The 14018-nt window shown below is 57.9% G+C and carries 10 protein-coding genes and 1 tRNA gene; all 11 read right to left on the minus strand.

Features of this window, described 5'->3' with window-relative positions; genetic code table 11:
• Nucleotides 1-10 precede the first annotated feature (10 nt).
• The 11 genes from BN1936_RS02175 to atpD all read right to left on the minus strand — a co-directional run bounded on the left by BN1936_RS02175 (nt 11) and on the right by atpD (nt 14017).
• Nucleotides 11-1252 carry an efflux RND transporter periplasmic adaptor subunit gene (locus tag BN1936_RS02175; RefSeq protein ID WP_049686544.1) on the minus strand — a complete coding sequence of 414 codons (1242 nt, stop codon included), beginning with the start codon at nt 1250-1252 and terminating at the stop codon, nt 11-13.
• Between the two features lie 275 nt (nt 1253-1527).
• The gene (glmS, locus tag BN1936_RS02180) at nt 1528-3360 is read right to left on the minus strand and encodes a glutamine--fructose-6-phosphate transaminase (isomerizing) (RefSeq protein ID WP_022444209.1); all 1833 of its coding nucleotides are present in this window, start codon (nt 3358-3360) and stop codon (nt 1528-1530) included.
• A gap of 11 nt (nt 3361-3371) precedes the next feature.
• Nucleotides 3372-4727, minus strand: coding sequence for a bifunctional UDP-N-acetylglucosamine diphosphorylase/glucosamine-1-phosphate N-acetyltransferase GlmU (glmU, locus tag BN1936_RS02185; protein ID WP_049686545.1), 1356 nt, complete (start codon nt 4725-4727; stop codon nt 3372-3374).
• A 228-nt stretch (nt 4728-4955) separates the two neighbouring features.
• Nucleotides 4956-6428: a sodium:solute symporter family protein gene (locus tag BN1936_RS02190; protein WP_022444207.1), complete on the minus strand. Its 1473-nt coding sequence runs from the start codon at nt 6426-6428 to the stop codon at nt 4956-4958.
• 299 nt (nt 6429-6727) lie between these two features.
• Complete coding sequence (locus tag BN1936_RS02195; RefSeq protein ID WP_157274770.1) at nt 6728-7618, minus strand: Tim44 domain-containing protein; 891 nt, start codon at nt 7616-7618, stop codon at nt 6728-6730.
• A 200-nt stretch (nt 7619-7818) separates the two neighbouring features.
• Nucleotides 7819-8574: a bifunctional demethylmenaquinone methyltransferase/2-methoxy-6-polyprenyl-1,4-benzoquinol methylase UbiE gene (gene ubiE, locus BN1936_RS02205; RefSeq protein ID WP_086936870.1), complete on the minus strand. Its 756-nt coding sequence runs from the start codon at nt 8572-8574 to the stop codon at nt 7819-7821.
• Between the two features lie 203 nt (nt 8575-8777).
• Nucleotides 8778-8852 (minus strand) — tRNA-Arg (locus BN1936_RS02210).
• Nucleotides 8853-8902: 50 nt separating this feature from the next.
• Nucleotides 8903-10933, minus strand: a complete 2031-nt coding sequence (priA, locus tag BN1936_RS02215; RefSeq protein ID WP_049686548.1) for a replication restart helicase PriA — start codon at nt 10931-10933, stop codon at nt 8903-8905.
• Nucleotides 10934-10938: 5 nt separating this feature from the next.
• Entirely contained in the window at nt 10939-12009 is a 1071-nt protein-coding gene (gene hemE / locus BN1936_RS02220) for a uroporphyrinogen decarboxylase (protein WP_022442733.1), read from the minus strand.
• Nucleotides 12010-12138: 129 nt separating this feature from the next.
• The gene (locus BN1936_RS02225) at nt 12139-12558 is read right to left on the minus strand and encodes a F0F1 ATP synthase subunit epsilon (protein WP_022442734.1); all 420 of its coding nucleotides are present in this window, start codon (nt 12556-12558) and stop codon (nt 12139-12141) included.
• A 55-nt stretch (nt 12559-12613) separates the two neighbouring features.
• Complete coding sequence (gene atpD / locus BN1936_RS02230) at nt 12614-14017, minus strand: F0F1 ATP synthase subunit beta (RefSeq protein WP_022442735.1); 1404 nt, start codon at nt 14015-14017, stop codon at nt 12614-12616.
• Nucleotide 14018 lies beyond the last annotated feature (1 nt).

A 14018-nucleotide genomic window follows, 5' to 3' on the forward strand; every position in this document is an offset into this window, starting at 1 on the left:
CCCCCGTCGATTAATGCGAGGCGGTCTGAGCGGCTGCGGAAGAGGCAGGAGCTGAAGCCGGAGCTGAGGCGGCGGGAGCGGAAGCAGCGGCAGAGCCTTCAGACGGAGCGACGAGCGCGCCGGGGCGGACCTTGCCGATACCTTCAACGATCACGCGGTCGCCCGGATTGAGGCCGGAATTCACGAGCCACTGATCGCCGATTGCGGCGCTCGTCTTGATCGCGCGCTGCTCAACCTTGTTGTCCTTATTCACGACGAAGACATACGGATCGCCGCGCATATCGCGCATCACCGCGTGCTGGTTCAGCGTGATGGCCTGGGGAATATCGCCGCTCGGGAGGACCGCGCGGACATACATGCCCGGAAGGAGCGTGCCCTTCGGATTCGGGAATTCAGCGCGGAGCGTAACCGTACCGGTATCCGTGCCGACCGACACGCCCTGGAACGTCAGCTTGCCCGTGATCGGGTACACCGTGCCGTCTTCAAGCATGATCTTCACCGGCGTGGAACCGTCAGACAGCTTCTTCAGACGGCCGGAAGCGAGTTCCTCACGCAGCTTCAGGAGCTCGGCGCTCGTCCTCTGAACATCCACGTAGATCGGGTCGAGCTGATGAATCACCGTCATGCGCTGCGCCTGATACGCCGTCATCAGGGCGCCAGGTGTCACTTCGGAAATCGACACGCGGCCGGAAATCGGAGCCCGGACGTACGTGTACTGAACATTGATCTGGGCGTTGGTGAGGACCGCGCGGGCAGCCTTCACGGCAGCTTCATCGGTGCGGACCTGAGCCTGAGCCGTATCGTCCGCCTGCTTCGACACCGCGTTTTCCTTCACCAGGGTTGCGGAACGGGCCGCGTTGGCGCGGGCGAGCGCAAGCGCAGCCTCAGCCTGGGCGAGAGACGCCTTGGCGCTCTGCACATTCGCGTTATAGGTCGACGCGTCAATCTGATAAAGCGGCTGACCGGCCTTCACCATCTGCCCTTCGGTAAACAGCCGCTTCTGCAGCACGCCGTTTACCTGAGGACGGACCTCGGCGATCCGGTAGGACACCGTACGGCCTGAAATCTGTTCCTGAACCTGCACCGGATGCGGTTCAACTGTCACGACATTAACCGGCACCGCGTGCGCGGCCGCGGCGGCGGCCCCAGCTCCCGGCCCTGCGGACTGCTTGCTGCAGCCAGCGGTCATCGACACTGCGGCGATGACGGAAAGGGCAAGGGCTGTAAATTTGGATATCTGTCGTACCTTCATTTGCATGATCCCCACGACTTTGACTCTTTATAGTAGTGTTTATTAAATGAATTCAAGCGTTTAATAACTCAGTTTTCTTACCGGGAGCATCTCAGAGGGTACAGTGCCCCCGCGCGCCGAGAAAAACTGAACGAACGCTCAGTTATAACTTTGAGCATTGTAAGCAGGTTTAAATTCTGACTGAGACTGTAAGCGTAAGTAATAACCCTTAAAAACAAAAAAGCCGTGTCCCCTTTTTTCGGGACACGGCAATTCAGTCTGAAATCCAGCCGGGGTTATTCCACAGTCACTGATTTCGCAAGGTTTCTCGGCTTATCAACGTCTGTGCCTCTCACAATTGCAGTGTGGTAGGCAAGGAGCTGGAGCGCGACCACGTAGAGAAGCGGCGAGAGATCACCGTAATTCTCAGGGAGACGGATCACATGCATGCGGTCGCTCGGATCGATCGAGGAGCCCGCATCCGCAAAGACGTAGAGCTCTCCCCCGCGGGCGCTCACTTCGGCCATATTGGCCTTCAGCTTTTCAAGCAGTCGGTCATTCGGCGCCACCGTGACAACCGGCATTGAGGAGTCCACGAGCGCGAGGGGACCGTGCTTCAGTTCTCCGGCCGGATAGGCCTCAGCATGGATATAGCTGATCTCCTTCAGCTTCAGTGCGCCCTCAAGCGCCACCGGGTAGTGAATCCCGCGGCCCAGGAAAAGCGCGTTCTGCTTGGAAGCAAAGATATCAGCGAACCCCATGATCTGTGGCTCAAGCGCGAGCACTGACTGAATGGCTGCCGGCACATGGCGGAGGCTCGCGAGGCGCGTCACCTCGTCCTCCGGGGTCAGGCGGCCGCGCATCTTCGCGAAGACGAGCGTCATCAGGTAAAGCGCGGCAAGCTGCGTCGTGAAGGCCTTCGTGGAAGCCACGCCGATCTCAGCGCCGGCGCGCGTGATGTAGTGGAGCTCGGTGTTATGGACCAGAGCGGACGTCGCGACGTTGCAGATCGCGAGCGTCATATGCATGCCGAGCGACTTCGCGTGTTCCAGCGCGGAAAGCGTATCTGACGTTTCCCCCGACTGGGAAATACAGACCACCAGCTGATCCTCATGGGGGACTGACACACGGTAGCGGTATTCGCTCGCGATCTCCACTTCGCACGGAATACCGGCAATCGCTTCAAGCCAGTATTTCGCGGTGAGTCCCGCGTAGAAACTTGTGCCGCAGCCCAGAATCAGAATCCTCTGCACCTTCCGGAACACCGACTCCGCGTTGGCTCCGAAAATCGAAGGCGTGATGCCTGCCACCCCTTCCAGGGTGTCAGCGATCGCGCGCGGCTGCTCGAAGATTTCCTTCTGCATATAGTGACGGTACGGTCCAAGCGCCACGTCGTTATCGTGAGCCGAGACGATCTTCACCTCACGGTCAACCGGAACCGCGCGGCCGTCTTCCGTCGCGCGGAAAATCCGGGAGGAGTCAGGCGTGATTTCGGCAATATCGCCTTCCTCAAGGAAAATAAACCGTTCCGTCACGCCTGCGAGCGCGAGCACGTCAGACGCGAGGAAGTTTTCCTTATCTCCAAGCCCCATGACGAGCGGAGAACCGCGTCGGGCACCGACCACCACGTCAGGCTGCTTCGTGCAGCAGACCGCCAGACCGAAACTGCCGCGGAGACGCGACACAGCCTTCGCCACGGCGTCGAGCAGATTGCCTTCAAAGTAGCGATAGACGAGATGCGCGATCACCTCGGTATCCGTCTGGCTCGTGAACTCGTAGCCCTCAGACACAAGCTCCGCCTTCAGTTCGGCATAGTTTTCAATAATGCCGTTATGAACAAGCGCGATCGTGTCGTGCGAAATCATCGGATGGGCGTTCCGGACCTCAGGCGCTCCATGCGTCGCCCACCGGGTGTGGGCAATACCGACACCGCCTGAAAGCTTTTCCTCATCAGCCTGACGGATCAGGCTCGCGACGCGCTGAACCGTACGGGCCCGGTGAATCGCGCCGTCGGACTCAATCACCGCGATGCCGCAGGAGTCATAGCCGCGATACTCAAGCCGCCGCAGACCTTCAAGCAGGATCGGAGTGATATTCCGGCGGCTGGAAGCCGCAACAATACCGCACATATCTTTGTTCCTTATTTCTTTACGGGACGATGCCAGCCGTCAATCGTGACCTGGCGGGCCCGGGAAAGAGTTAGTTTACCTTCCGGAGCATTTCGGGTCAGGGTTGTGCCGGCACCGAGCGTCGCCCCCTTCCCCACTTCAACCGGAGCGACAAGCTGCGTGTCGGACCCGATGAAGGCGTCATCACCGATCACCGTACGGAACTTATTCACGCCGTCGTAATTGCAGGTAATCGTGCCGGCACCGATATTGACGCCGGATCCCATCGTCGTGTCACCGATGTAGGAGAGGTGATTCACCTTGCTCGCCGTGCCGATCGTGGACTTCTTGATTTCGCAGAAGTTGCCGATATGGGTTTCGCGCCCAAGCTCCGCTCCCGGACGCAGACGGGTGAACGGGCCGACCTTCGCTTCCTCACCGACCACAGCGCCGTCAGAATGCGTGAACGCCTGAATCACCGTGTCAGCCTCTACCCGGGTATTGCGGATGACGCAGTAGGGACCCACGTGAACCCGGTCACCGAGCACCACATCGCCCTCGAAAACACAGCCGACATCAATAAAAACATCGCGTCCGCACCTGAGGGTGCCGCGGATATCAATCCGGGCCGGATCCGGCAGCGTGACACCGGCGTCAAGCAGCTCCTCCGCGAGACGCTTCTGCAGGGCACGCTCAGCGCAGGCAAGATGACGCTTGCTGTTCACTCCCATCACTTCCGCTTCGTCGCTCACCGGGAAGGAAGTCACCGGAACGCCATCCCTCACGGCGAACTCAATAAAGTCCGTCAGGTAGAACTCGTGCTGAGCGTTATTGCTCGTCAGGCGGCCGCACCACCCGCTGAGACGCTCGGTCGGAAGCACCATGATGCCGGTGTTCACTTCACGGATCGAAAGCTCTTCAGGCACCGCGTCCTTCTGCTCGACGATTCGGGTCACCTGGCCGTTCTGCTTCACAATGCGGCCGTACCCCGTGGGATCAGCGAGCTCAACCGTCAGAATGCCGACGCCGTTTCCAGTGGCTTCGCAAAACTTCGAAAGCGATTCAGCGCGGATCAGCGGCACATCGCCCAGAAGCACAAGGGTCTGCTTTTCCGCGGGATCCAGATCCGAAAGCGCGCAGCGAAGCGCGTCGCCCGTACCGAGCTGCTCCTTCTGCTCCGCGAACCGGAGTCCTGGGACCTCAGCGAGAGCCGCTCTGACACTTTCACCGCCATGACCGATCACCACGACGGTGCGGGCGGGGTTCAGCGCGGAGGCGGTACGGATAACGCGGGAAACCATCGGCTCTCCGGCAACAGGCTGGAGCACCTTCGGCAGATCCGAATGCATGCGCTTACCCTTGCCTGCCGCCAAAATCACGATATTCATTTGTTTTCTTCCCAGGAGACCGGCCGGACGCCGCTCCCGATTTCATTCTTCTGGTTCAACAACCCCGCAGTCCTGCGGCCCTCTTGACTCCGGTTTCAGCTGTCTCAGCGATTCGCCCTAGCCAAAACGGAATACTCAATCGGAAACATTCTAAATAAGAAAGGCGCCTTTCTCCATGGAAAGGCGCCTTTCGATGCCGGAACACGGGCCGGAGACCGGCCCTCAGTCTCAGCGGGCCGTCACAGCGCGATACTCCACGCGCTTGCTTTCGCGGGCCCAGAGGGCAACATAGCGGCGGTTGGACTTCACCGGGATCAGGGAACCGGCGATCATGCCGATACCGGCCACAATGAAGCCGCCGAGCACGCTCGGGAAGACTTCGCCAAGCGGGGTCACCGTGAGGATGATCCAGGTCGCGCCGCCAAGGAGAATCGACGAAATCGCGCCGAGGCGGGTCGCCTTCTTCCAGTAGAGGCCCATCACGAGCGGCCAGAAAGCACCGACCACCGGGAACTGATAGGCCATGGCCACCATGTCATAAATCGCAGTGCCTTCAACGGAGAGGGCATACACGAGGACGAGCAGCGTGAACACCAGAACTGTGGCGCGCATCGTGCGGATTTCGTTCTTCTCGCTGATATGCGTGAAGTTCTTCAGCACGTTTTCCACAAAGGTGGTCGACGGAGCCAGGATCGTCGCGGAGGCGGTCGACATCACAGCCGAGAGCACAGCGCCGAAGAAGAGGACGCGGAGCCACATCGGCATGTAATCGCGGATCATCGTCGGCAGAAGCTGCTGCGGGTCTTCGGCGAGCATGCGGCCGGACACATCCGGCATCACGAGGATCGAAGCCACCACAATGAACATCGGCACCATCGCGAAGAAGATGTAGAACACGCCGCCGATAATCGGGCCGGCAACAGCGATCTTCCCGGACTTCGCGGACATCACGCGTTGGAACACGTCCTGCTGCGGAATGGAACCGATCATCATCGTCATGGCAGCGGAGATCCAGAAGAGCCAGCCGTGAACCGACATTTCAGGAAGCGCGTGGAAAAGATGACGGTTATTCGCGTAGGTGATCACCTTATCCGCGCCGCCCGCCATGTCACCCGCCACGAAAGCGATCACCACGAGACCGACGACAATCAGAATCATCTGGAAGAAGTCAGTCAGCGCAACGGACCACATGCCGCCGTACATCGTGTAAAGGAGCACGACCAGCGTACCGATCACCATGCCAAGCGTCACCGAAATCGCACCTTCCGTCACCAGGTTCAGCACGAGGCCGAGAGCGGAGACCTGAGCCGCCACCCATCCGAGGTAAGAGAGGATGATGAAAACCGAGCACGCGAGTTCTACGCCCTTCCCATAGCGATGACGGTAGAAGCTGCCGATCGTGAGAAGGTTCATCTTGTAGAGCTTGCCGGCAAAGAACGCGCCGACAAGAATAAGCGCCATACCGGAGCCGAACGGCTCCTCGATCACTCCGGCAATTCCGCCCTCAATAAAACGACCGGGAAGACCCAGCACCGTTTCAGAGCCGAACCACGTAGCGAACGTAGCAGTAATTACCATGGCTAGCGGCAGTGAACGACCAGCAAGAGCGTAGTCCTGCGTCGTTTTAACGCGAGTTGCGGCATAGAGACCGATTCCGATGGAAACGGCCATATAGAGCATTACAAAACCAATCAGAGACATTGCCCCATATCCCCCGTGAAAAACGAAGAGTTGCCGGAAAAAATATTCCTAATAAAAGCGTGCGTGGATTTTAAGAATCACACGAAAAATGTGAACCCGCTGAGGCCCCAAATGCCCCGAAAAATGTCCCAAAGTTTCATCGAGATCAAACTTTAGGAAATGAGTGAAAAAAGAGGGGATGGCAGCGATCAAAAAACGTGCAGAACATTGTGTTTCCTCAGCATATTTTTACTCTTTTTCAAACGAAAAAACCCGGCAGAAAAATCTGCCGGGCTGCACGCTGAAAAACGTACTGAAAATCAGGCTTCGACCTGCTGGATTCCAGCGAGGAGCCAGCCCTGATTTCCGTTCTCAACCGGGCGGGTGAGAGACCAGACTTCATTCACGTTTTCAATCTCATCCGTATTGCCGCCGGAAACCTTGAGTCGGCCGGTGAAGTGAACCGCGGCCACATACTCACTGCCTTCCGTGATCACGCCAAGCAGCTTGGCGTCGAGTGTCTCAACCGCGATCTTCAGCTCTTCGCCCTTACGGTCGCGAAGCTGGTGCGTGAGAACCGTGAAGACTTCATCCGTGCAGAACTCGCTCAGCTGCAGCACGTTGCCGGTGCTCCAGGCATCCTGAAGCCGGGTGAAGTTCTTCTTGCATTCAGCGACGAAAGCGGTTTCATCAAACCCGGCCGGGATCGTGCTCTGAGCAGCCTTCTGAGAGAACTCATCCAGGACGGAACCCGGACGGGCATTGCTCTGGAAAGCGGCCGGAGCGGCAGCGGGCGCCGGTTCAGCGGCAGGCGCAGGGGCAGCCGCCGGCGGCTCCTCGCGCTGATAATTCATGCCGGAAAGCGTACCGGTCGAATCAGCGGAACGCTGAACCGGAGTCTGACGGCGGGCAAAAATGAAGCGCAGCACGGCAAACGCCACGACAGCGATCAGAATCAGCATCAGAATGCTGGCAAAACCAGGTCCGAGACCCAGATAGTGAGTCAGAGCCGCGATGCCGAGCGCCGCGGCTGCACCCATCAGCATGTTACGGATCGGGCTGGCCGGCTTCGGCTGAGCCGCCGGGGTTGGAGCAGCGGCAGGAGCAGGTCTCTGCTGCTGAGGAGCAGCCTGAGGCTGCGGAGTGCTACGAGGAAGCTGAGCGGTACCCGCCGGGGCCATCTGCGCCGGGGCCGGACGGCCGAAGCTCACGAGGAAGCTGAGCGGTACCCGCCGGGGCCATCTGCGCCGGGGCCGGACGGCCGAAGCTCGCGCCGCCGCCGAAACGCCGCGCCGCATCTGCATTGGTGACCAGAGCCAGCGCCATGATTCCTGCTGCCACAAGGGGGAAAAACTTCTTCATATCCTTTCCTAATTAAGAAAAAATGAGCCCAAACCAGTGAGTTGCAACGTCAGGCTTTCCTGCCGATATGGAGAGCGCAGATGCCGAACGTCAGGTTTTCCCACGTGACCGTGGAGAATCCTGCCGTCTTCATGAGCTCTGCCACCTCAGCCTGGGCCGGAAAGCGCCGGATAGACTCGACCAGGTACTCATAGCTGTCGTGATCGCCAGCTATCTTAGATCCTAGCCAAGGCATAAATTTAAAAGAGTAAAAATCGTAAAAAGGTGCAAGCCAGCGGTCACAGTGCGAGAATTCAAGCACCATCGCGCGTCCGCCGGGTTTGGTCACGCGGCACATTTCCCGTAACGCCCGGTCTTTGTGCGTCATATTGCGAAGACCGAAAGAGACGGTTACAACATCAAAAGTGTTGTCCGGGAAGGGCAGCTGCTCGCAGTCGCAGAGCGCCACGCGGCAATTGACTCCCTCCTGGCGGAAACGCTGCGCGCCGAGCCTGAGCATCTCGTGATTGATATCGGTCGCCCACACTTCCCCTTCGGGTCCTGCATTCTGAGCGAACTTCAGCGCCAGATCTCCGGTGCCGGAAGCGATATCAAGAACTTTCCATCCCTTCTGAACACCCGCCTTGGCAATCGTGTGATGCTTCCAGAGCCGATGCATGCCAAATGACAGCACGTCATTCATCAGATCGTACTTCGGCGCAACGGAATCAAAGACTTCGCGGACCTTCTCTTCCTTGTCGGTTTCTTTTACTTCAGCAAAGCCAAAGTCTGTCTGGTTCTTTCCCGTATTTTTTTGATCTGGCATTTTTTCAGTCATGCGGCCTGCAGAAATTTATTCTCATTGATGCGGAATTACGCTCGTAGAGTCTAACGAAATTCACGGATCCCTTTCAGCCAAACTCCGGCTGGAATAAATCCTTCAGATACGAAGATTCCGGATACAGCCGTATCCCTGAGAGAAAGCATTGAAAAATAAGGGGAAAATTGAAGAGACGACTTCAGGTGACCTGGTGCCTCCGGAAGGAGTCGAACCTTCAATTCAGCCTTCGGAGGGCTGCGTGAAATCCGTTTCACTACGGAGGCACAGAGAAGTTAATTATAGGGATATTTGGAGAATTTTGCGAATCTCTTTTTTAATACCGCTGCGGATCGACCTCCAGCGTGAGGGGGCCTCCCGAACAGGGGCCGATCACCTGAACCCATGCCCGAAGGAACTGCAGCAGCTCCCGATGGGTCCTCCCTTCGACCAGAAGCTGGGCCCGGTTCCGATTGGCTACTTTAACGATCGTCATCGGTACCGGATCATAAATCGCGACTCCACCCCCATCCGGAAGCTTCGACTGAATTTCAAGCCCGGCTTCCACTGCGTGATTGAGAAGCGCAAGCGCCTGAGACAGCTCTTTCTGCTCAGAGGTGAGAAGCGCCTGATAGACAAAAGGCGGCGCTCCATCCCGCTTCCTTATCTTCAGCATCTGGTCCGCAAAGCCCTGATAGTCCTGGTGCGAGAGGAAGGTAAAGATCTCATCATCCGGAAAAGCGGTTTCGACCAGCACCTCACTCTTCAGCCCCGCTCGCCCGGCGCGGCCTGAAACCTGCATCATCGTCGCGAAGGCTCTCTCCCGCGCCCTGACATCAGTCGAAATCAGCTGGCTGTCAATATTCAGGATGACGACGAGGCTCACCTTTTTGAAGTCGTGCCCCTTCGCGATCATCTGGGTCCCGATCAGGATATCGACCTTCCCCTCATGTACATCCTGAAAGGCTTTGTCGGTGCTTCGCTTGGTCTTGAAATTATCGCGGTCAATTCTCAGGCGTCGGGCGTCAGGCCAGAGTTTTCCGATTTCCTCTTCGATACGCTGGGTACCGATGCCAACCGGGAGGATATCGGCCGCACCGCACCCCGGGCAGCGTACCGGAACCCGCTGCGTATAGCCGCAATGGTGGCAAACCAGGCTTCGTGTGTCTTTATGAAAGACCATAAAGGCAGAGCAGTGGGGACACGCCGACTTCCAGCCGCAGGACGGGCACATCAGCACCGGAGAGAATCCCCGGCGGTTGATATAAACAAGAACCTGCTCATGCTTCTGAAGCGTGGCTCCGATAGCTTCCTTCACCTCTTCGGAGAGGACCTCTCCTTTCTTCAGCGTCCTCGTATCGACAAGACGCAGCTGCGGCGGCTCCGCTTTGGAAACCGCCTTATGGGACAGGGTAAGCAGCCGGTAGCTTCCGCTTCTCGCACGGGACCAGCTTTCGAGTGACGGCGTGGCAGACCCCAGAATGACCGGGATTCCGAGACTCTGGGCGCGCTTAACGGAGAGATCCCGGGCGGAATACCGAGCCCCGTCGCCGCCTTTGTAGGAAAGGTCGTGCTCCTCGTCCACCACGATGAGCGCAAGCTGCCTGAAACTCGCAAGCGCAGCCATCCGGGTTCCGACCAGAATCCTTGCCCGGCCTTCATGAACAGCCAGCCAGGATCTCGCCCGCTGCGCGTCCGGCAGGTCAGAGTTCAGCACAACAACGGATTCATCCGCGAAATGGCTTCGGACGCGTTCTTCAAGCTGCGGTGTCAGATTGATTTCCGGGACCAGCAGAAGCACCTGATTCTGAGGCGACTGCTCTAGCACACGGCGCATGACCTGAAGATAAATCTCTGTCTTCCCGGAACCCGTCACCCCGAACAGGAGCCAGGTCTGGAAGCCCTTTGACGTGATGATCGCCTCAATCGCTTCCTTCTGTTCTGGATTCAGATCCAGAACCGGTGCAGGAGCAGGATTCTTTCCCGGTGCCGGCAGTGTCCGGATTTTTTCAAGAGACGACTGATAGCGGACTCCGGGCTTCTTTCTGAAGAAGGTGGGCAGCGCCGGTATCGCGACTTCACCCCACGTTCTGCAGTAATAGTGCGAGGCAAAGCGTGTGAGCGACAGCCATTCGGAGGAGAGCGGCGGAATGCCGAAGCGGACCGCGGACACTGACCGCAGTCTTTTATTCTCAATATCGGTCCAGGGCCTGAGCCCCGTCACAATCCCCGCCTTCTGCTGCCTCCCGACGGGAACCATGACGATGTCGCCGACCGCAAGAAGCTGTTCCGCCGGGACCTTATAGTCCAGCTCCGGCAGACCCGGCACGTCAACAATGACTCTTGCGAACTGCTCCGAAACGGTCATCGTTTTCAGATGTGATACTGACGGCTGTAGTGATGCACTTCGTCAACGAGTGCCTGTACGAGTTCCACCGGCGTATTGAGGTCAACACCGTGGCCCAGATTGAAGACGTGACCGCCCTGGCCGACAGGACCATAGGCATCGAGCACAAGACGAGCCTCTTCGCGCACCGTCTTCTCATCAGAGAGAAGCACGGCCGGATCGAGATTGCCCTGGAGCGCCACGCGGTCCTTCACCTCCTCGCGGGCACGGGCAAGGTTCATCGTCCAGTCGAGACCCACAGCGTCAGCGCCGCAGGAGGCGATATCCTTCAGCCACACTGAGCCGCCCTTCGTAAAGACCACGACCGGCACGCGGCGGCCCTCGTGTTCGCGCGTCAGGTTGGCGATCACATTGCGGATGCTCGCGAGTGAATACTGCTGATAAAGCCCGTCTGCGAGACAGCCGCCCCAGGTATCAAAAATCTGAATCGCCTGCGCGCCGGCTTCAATCTGAGCATTCAGATACTCAGTCACCGCCTTCTCATTCACGGAAATAACCTTCTGGAACAGATCCGGACGGCGATACATCATCGACTTCACGGTGAAGAAATTGCGGCTGCCGCGGCCTTCAATCATGTAGCAGGCCAGCGTGAAGGGACTTCCCGAGAAACCGAAAAGCGGCACCCGTCCCTGGAGAGTGCTGCGGATGCTCGACACCGCGTCTGTTACGTACTTCAGGTCGGTTCCGACATCCGGAACATGAAGCTTCGCAACCGCTTCCTCGCTCTGGACCGGGGATTCGAAAACCGGGCCCTCACCCGGCACAAATTTCAGTCCAAGTCCCATTGCGTCCGGCACCGTCAGGATGTCGGAGAAGAGAATCGCTGCATCAAGATCAAAGCGATCCACGGGCTGCAGCGTCACTTCCGTCGCGTACTCGGGAGAATGGGCCAGATTCAGGAAGCTCCCCGCCTTCTCGCGCGTTGCCCGGTACTCCGGCAGGAACCGCCCGGCCTGACGCATCAGCCAGATCGGCGTATAGGGAACAGGTTCCTTCTGCAACGCCTTGAGAAGATTGTCATTAATAAGTTCTGTCATGGGGTGATCACCTGAAATTTCTATAACCGAATGGTCAAATGTGAAGATACTTTACCAGAAGGGCCAAACCGGATCCGGTAAAAAAAAACGGGGCTTTCGCCCCGTTCGCTCGCTGTTGATCAGCACTGATCAGCGCTTGCCAGACAACTTCTTGATCTCTGCCAGCTCGGCCGTAAGGGCCAGCATTTCGGCCTCGAGTCGAGCAATTTCCAGAGAACCAGTTGCGTTCTGACGCTTTGCCTTGGCATCTTCGAGAGCTTTCTTGGCCTTCGCTTCATCCAGATCTTCACTGCGGACAGCAGTGTCGGCCAGAACGGTCACGGAGTTCGGCTGCACTTCAAGAATGCCGCCAGCCACGAAAATGCGCCTTACTTCATCCGATTCCGGAAGAGTTACTCTGACAAAGCCAGGCTTGATCTGAGTAATAAAAGGCACATGACCGGGAAGAACACCCAATTCGCCTTCAACACCGGGCAGAGCAACGAATTTTGCGTCACCGGAAAAAACCGTCTTTTCCGCATTGACGACATCTACTTTCAAAGTTTTCATTAAGTAGCCCCGCTGTTGGTTCAGGCTGGATCCATCGGATCCAGCCCGAGTTTGATTACTTCAGAGTCTTGGCCTTCTCGAAGGCTTCGTCGATCGTACCGACCATGTAGAACGCCTGTTCGGGCAGTTCATCACACTCGCCATCGACAATCATCTTGAAGCCGCGAATCGTTTCCTTCAGGGGCACGTACTTGCCGGGGTTGCCGGTAAACACTTCGGCCACATGGAACGGCTGGGACATAAAGCGCTGGATCTTACGGGCGCGGGCAACCGTGAGCTTGTCATCGGGAGCCAGTTCGTCCATACCCAGAATGGCGATAATGTCGCGGAGTTCCTTGTAGCGCTGCAGGGTTTCCTGAACGCGACGGGTCGTCTGATAGTGCTCTTCGCCGATGATGTTGGGGTCAACCTGACGGGACGTAGAGTCCAGCGGATCGACAGCCGGATAAATACCGAGAGAGGCAATATCACGGGACAGAACGATCGTGGCGTCCAAGTGCTGGAAGGTCGTGGCCGGAGACGGGTCAGTCAAGTCGTCAGCAGGCACGTACACGGCCTGGACGGAAGTAATGGAGCCAGTCTTCGTGGAAGCAATACGTTCCTGAAGCTTGCCCATTTCTTCAGCCAGAGTCGGCTGGTAGCCCACGGCGGACGGCATACGGCCGAGCAGAGCGGACACTTCAGTACCGGCCAGCGTATAACGATAAATGTTATCGATGAACAGCAGAATGTCTTTGCCTTCGTCACGGAAGGACTCAGCCATCGTCAGACCGGTAAGAGCCACACGGAGACGGTTTCCCGGGGGTTCGTTCATCTGACCGAACACCATGGCCACCTTATCGAGTACCTTCGCGCCCTGCATTTCGTGGTAGAAGTCGTTGCCCTCACGGGTACGTTCGCCCACGCCTGCAAACACGGAGTAGCCGCCGTAAGCCTTAGCGATGTTGTTGATGAACTCCATCATGTTCACGGTCTTGCCCACACCGGCACCGCCGAACAGACCGACCTTGCCGCCCTTGGCAAACGGGCAGATAAGGTCAATAACCTTAATGCCGGTTTCCAGGAGCTCAACAGACGGGCTCAGTTCGTCGAACTTCGGGGCTTCGCGGTGAATCGGCATCTTGCGATCGGTCTTGATCTCGCCCATCTCATCGATCGGCTTGCCAAGAACGTTCATGATGCGGCCGAGGGTGCCTTCACCAACCGGAACGGAAATTTCCGCGCCAGTGGCGTGCACCTTCATGCCACGCTGCAGACCATCGGAAGAACCCATGGCGATGCAGCGAACGATTCCGTCACCAAGCTGCTGTTCAACTTCAAAAGTCAAACCCTGCTCGGCGAGCTTATTGTTCTCGTCCGGTTCAAGAACGAGAGCCTCGTAGACCTTCGGCATCTGATCGCGCGGGAACTGCACGTCCACCACAGCGCCGATGACCTGAACGATTTGTCCGATATTCATT

The sequence above is a fragment of the Dakarella massiliensis genome, from assembly GCF_001182045.1.
Classification (GTDB): Bacteria; Pseudomonadota; Gammaproteobacteria; order Burkholderiales; family Burkholderiaceae_F; genus Mesosutterella; species Mesosutterella massiliensis.

What these genes read in the sequence shown, in the direction of transcription:
- BN1936_RS02225 (WP_022442734.1), bottom strand. Translation starts at nt 12,558, where the DNA reads ATGAAAACTTTGAAAGTAGATGTCGTCAATGCGGAAAAGACGGTTTTT.
- glmU (WP_049686545.1), bottom strand. Translation starts at nt 4,727, where the DNA reads ATGAATATCGTGATTTTGGCGGCAGGCAAGGGTAAGCGCATGCATTCG.
- hemE (WP_022442733.1), bottom strand. Translation starts at nt 12,009, where the DNA reads ATGACAGAACTTATTAATGACAATCTTCTCAAGGCGTTGCAGAAGGAA.
- ubiE (WP_086936870.1), bottom strand. Translation starts at nt 8,574, where the DNA reads ATGCCAGATCAAAAAAATACGGGAAAGAACCAGACAGACTTTGGCTTT.
- glmS (WP_022444209.1), bottom strand. Translation starts at nt 3,360, where the DNA reads ATGTGCGGTATTGTTGCGGCTTCCAGCCGCCGGAATATCACTCCGATC.
- atpD (WP_022442735.1), bottom strand. Translation starts at nt 14,017, where the DNA reads ATGAATATCGGACAAATCGTTCAGGTCATCGGCGCTGTGGTGGACGTG.
- BN1936_RS02190 (WP_022444207.1), bottom strand. Translation starts at nt 6,428, where the DNA reads ATGTCTCTGATTGGTTTTGTAATGCTCTATATGGCCGTTTCCATCGGA.
- BN1936_RS02175 (WP_049686544.1), bottom strand. Translation starts at nt 1,252, where the DNA reads ATGAAGGTACGACAGATATCCAAATTTACAGCCCTTGCCCTTTCCGTC.
- priA (WP_049686548.1), bottom strand. Translation starts at nt 10,933, where the DNA reads ATGACCGTTTCGGAGCAGTTCGCAAGAGTCATTGTTGACGTGCCGGGT.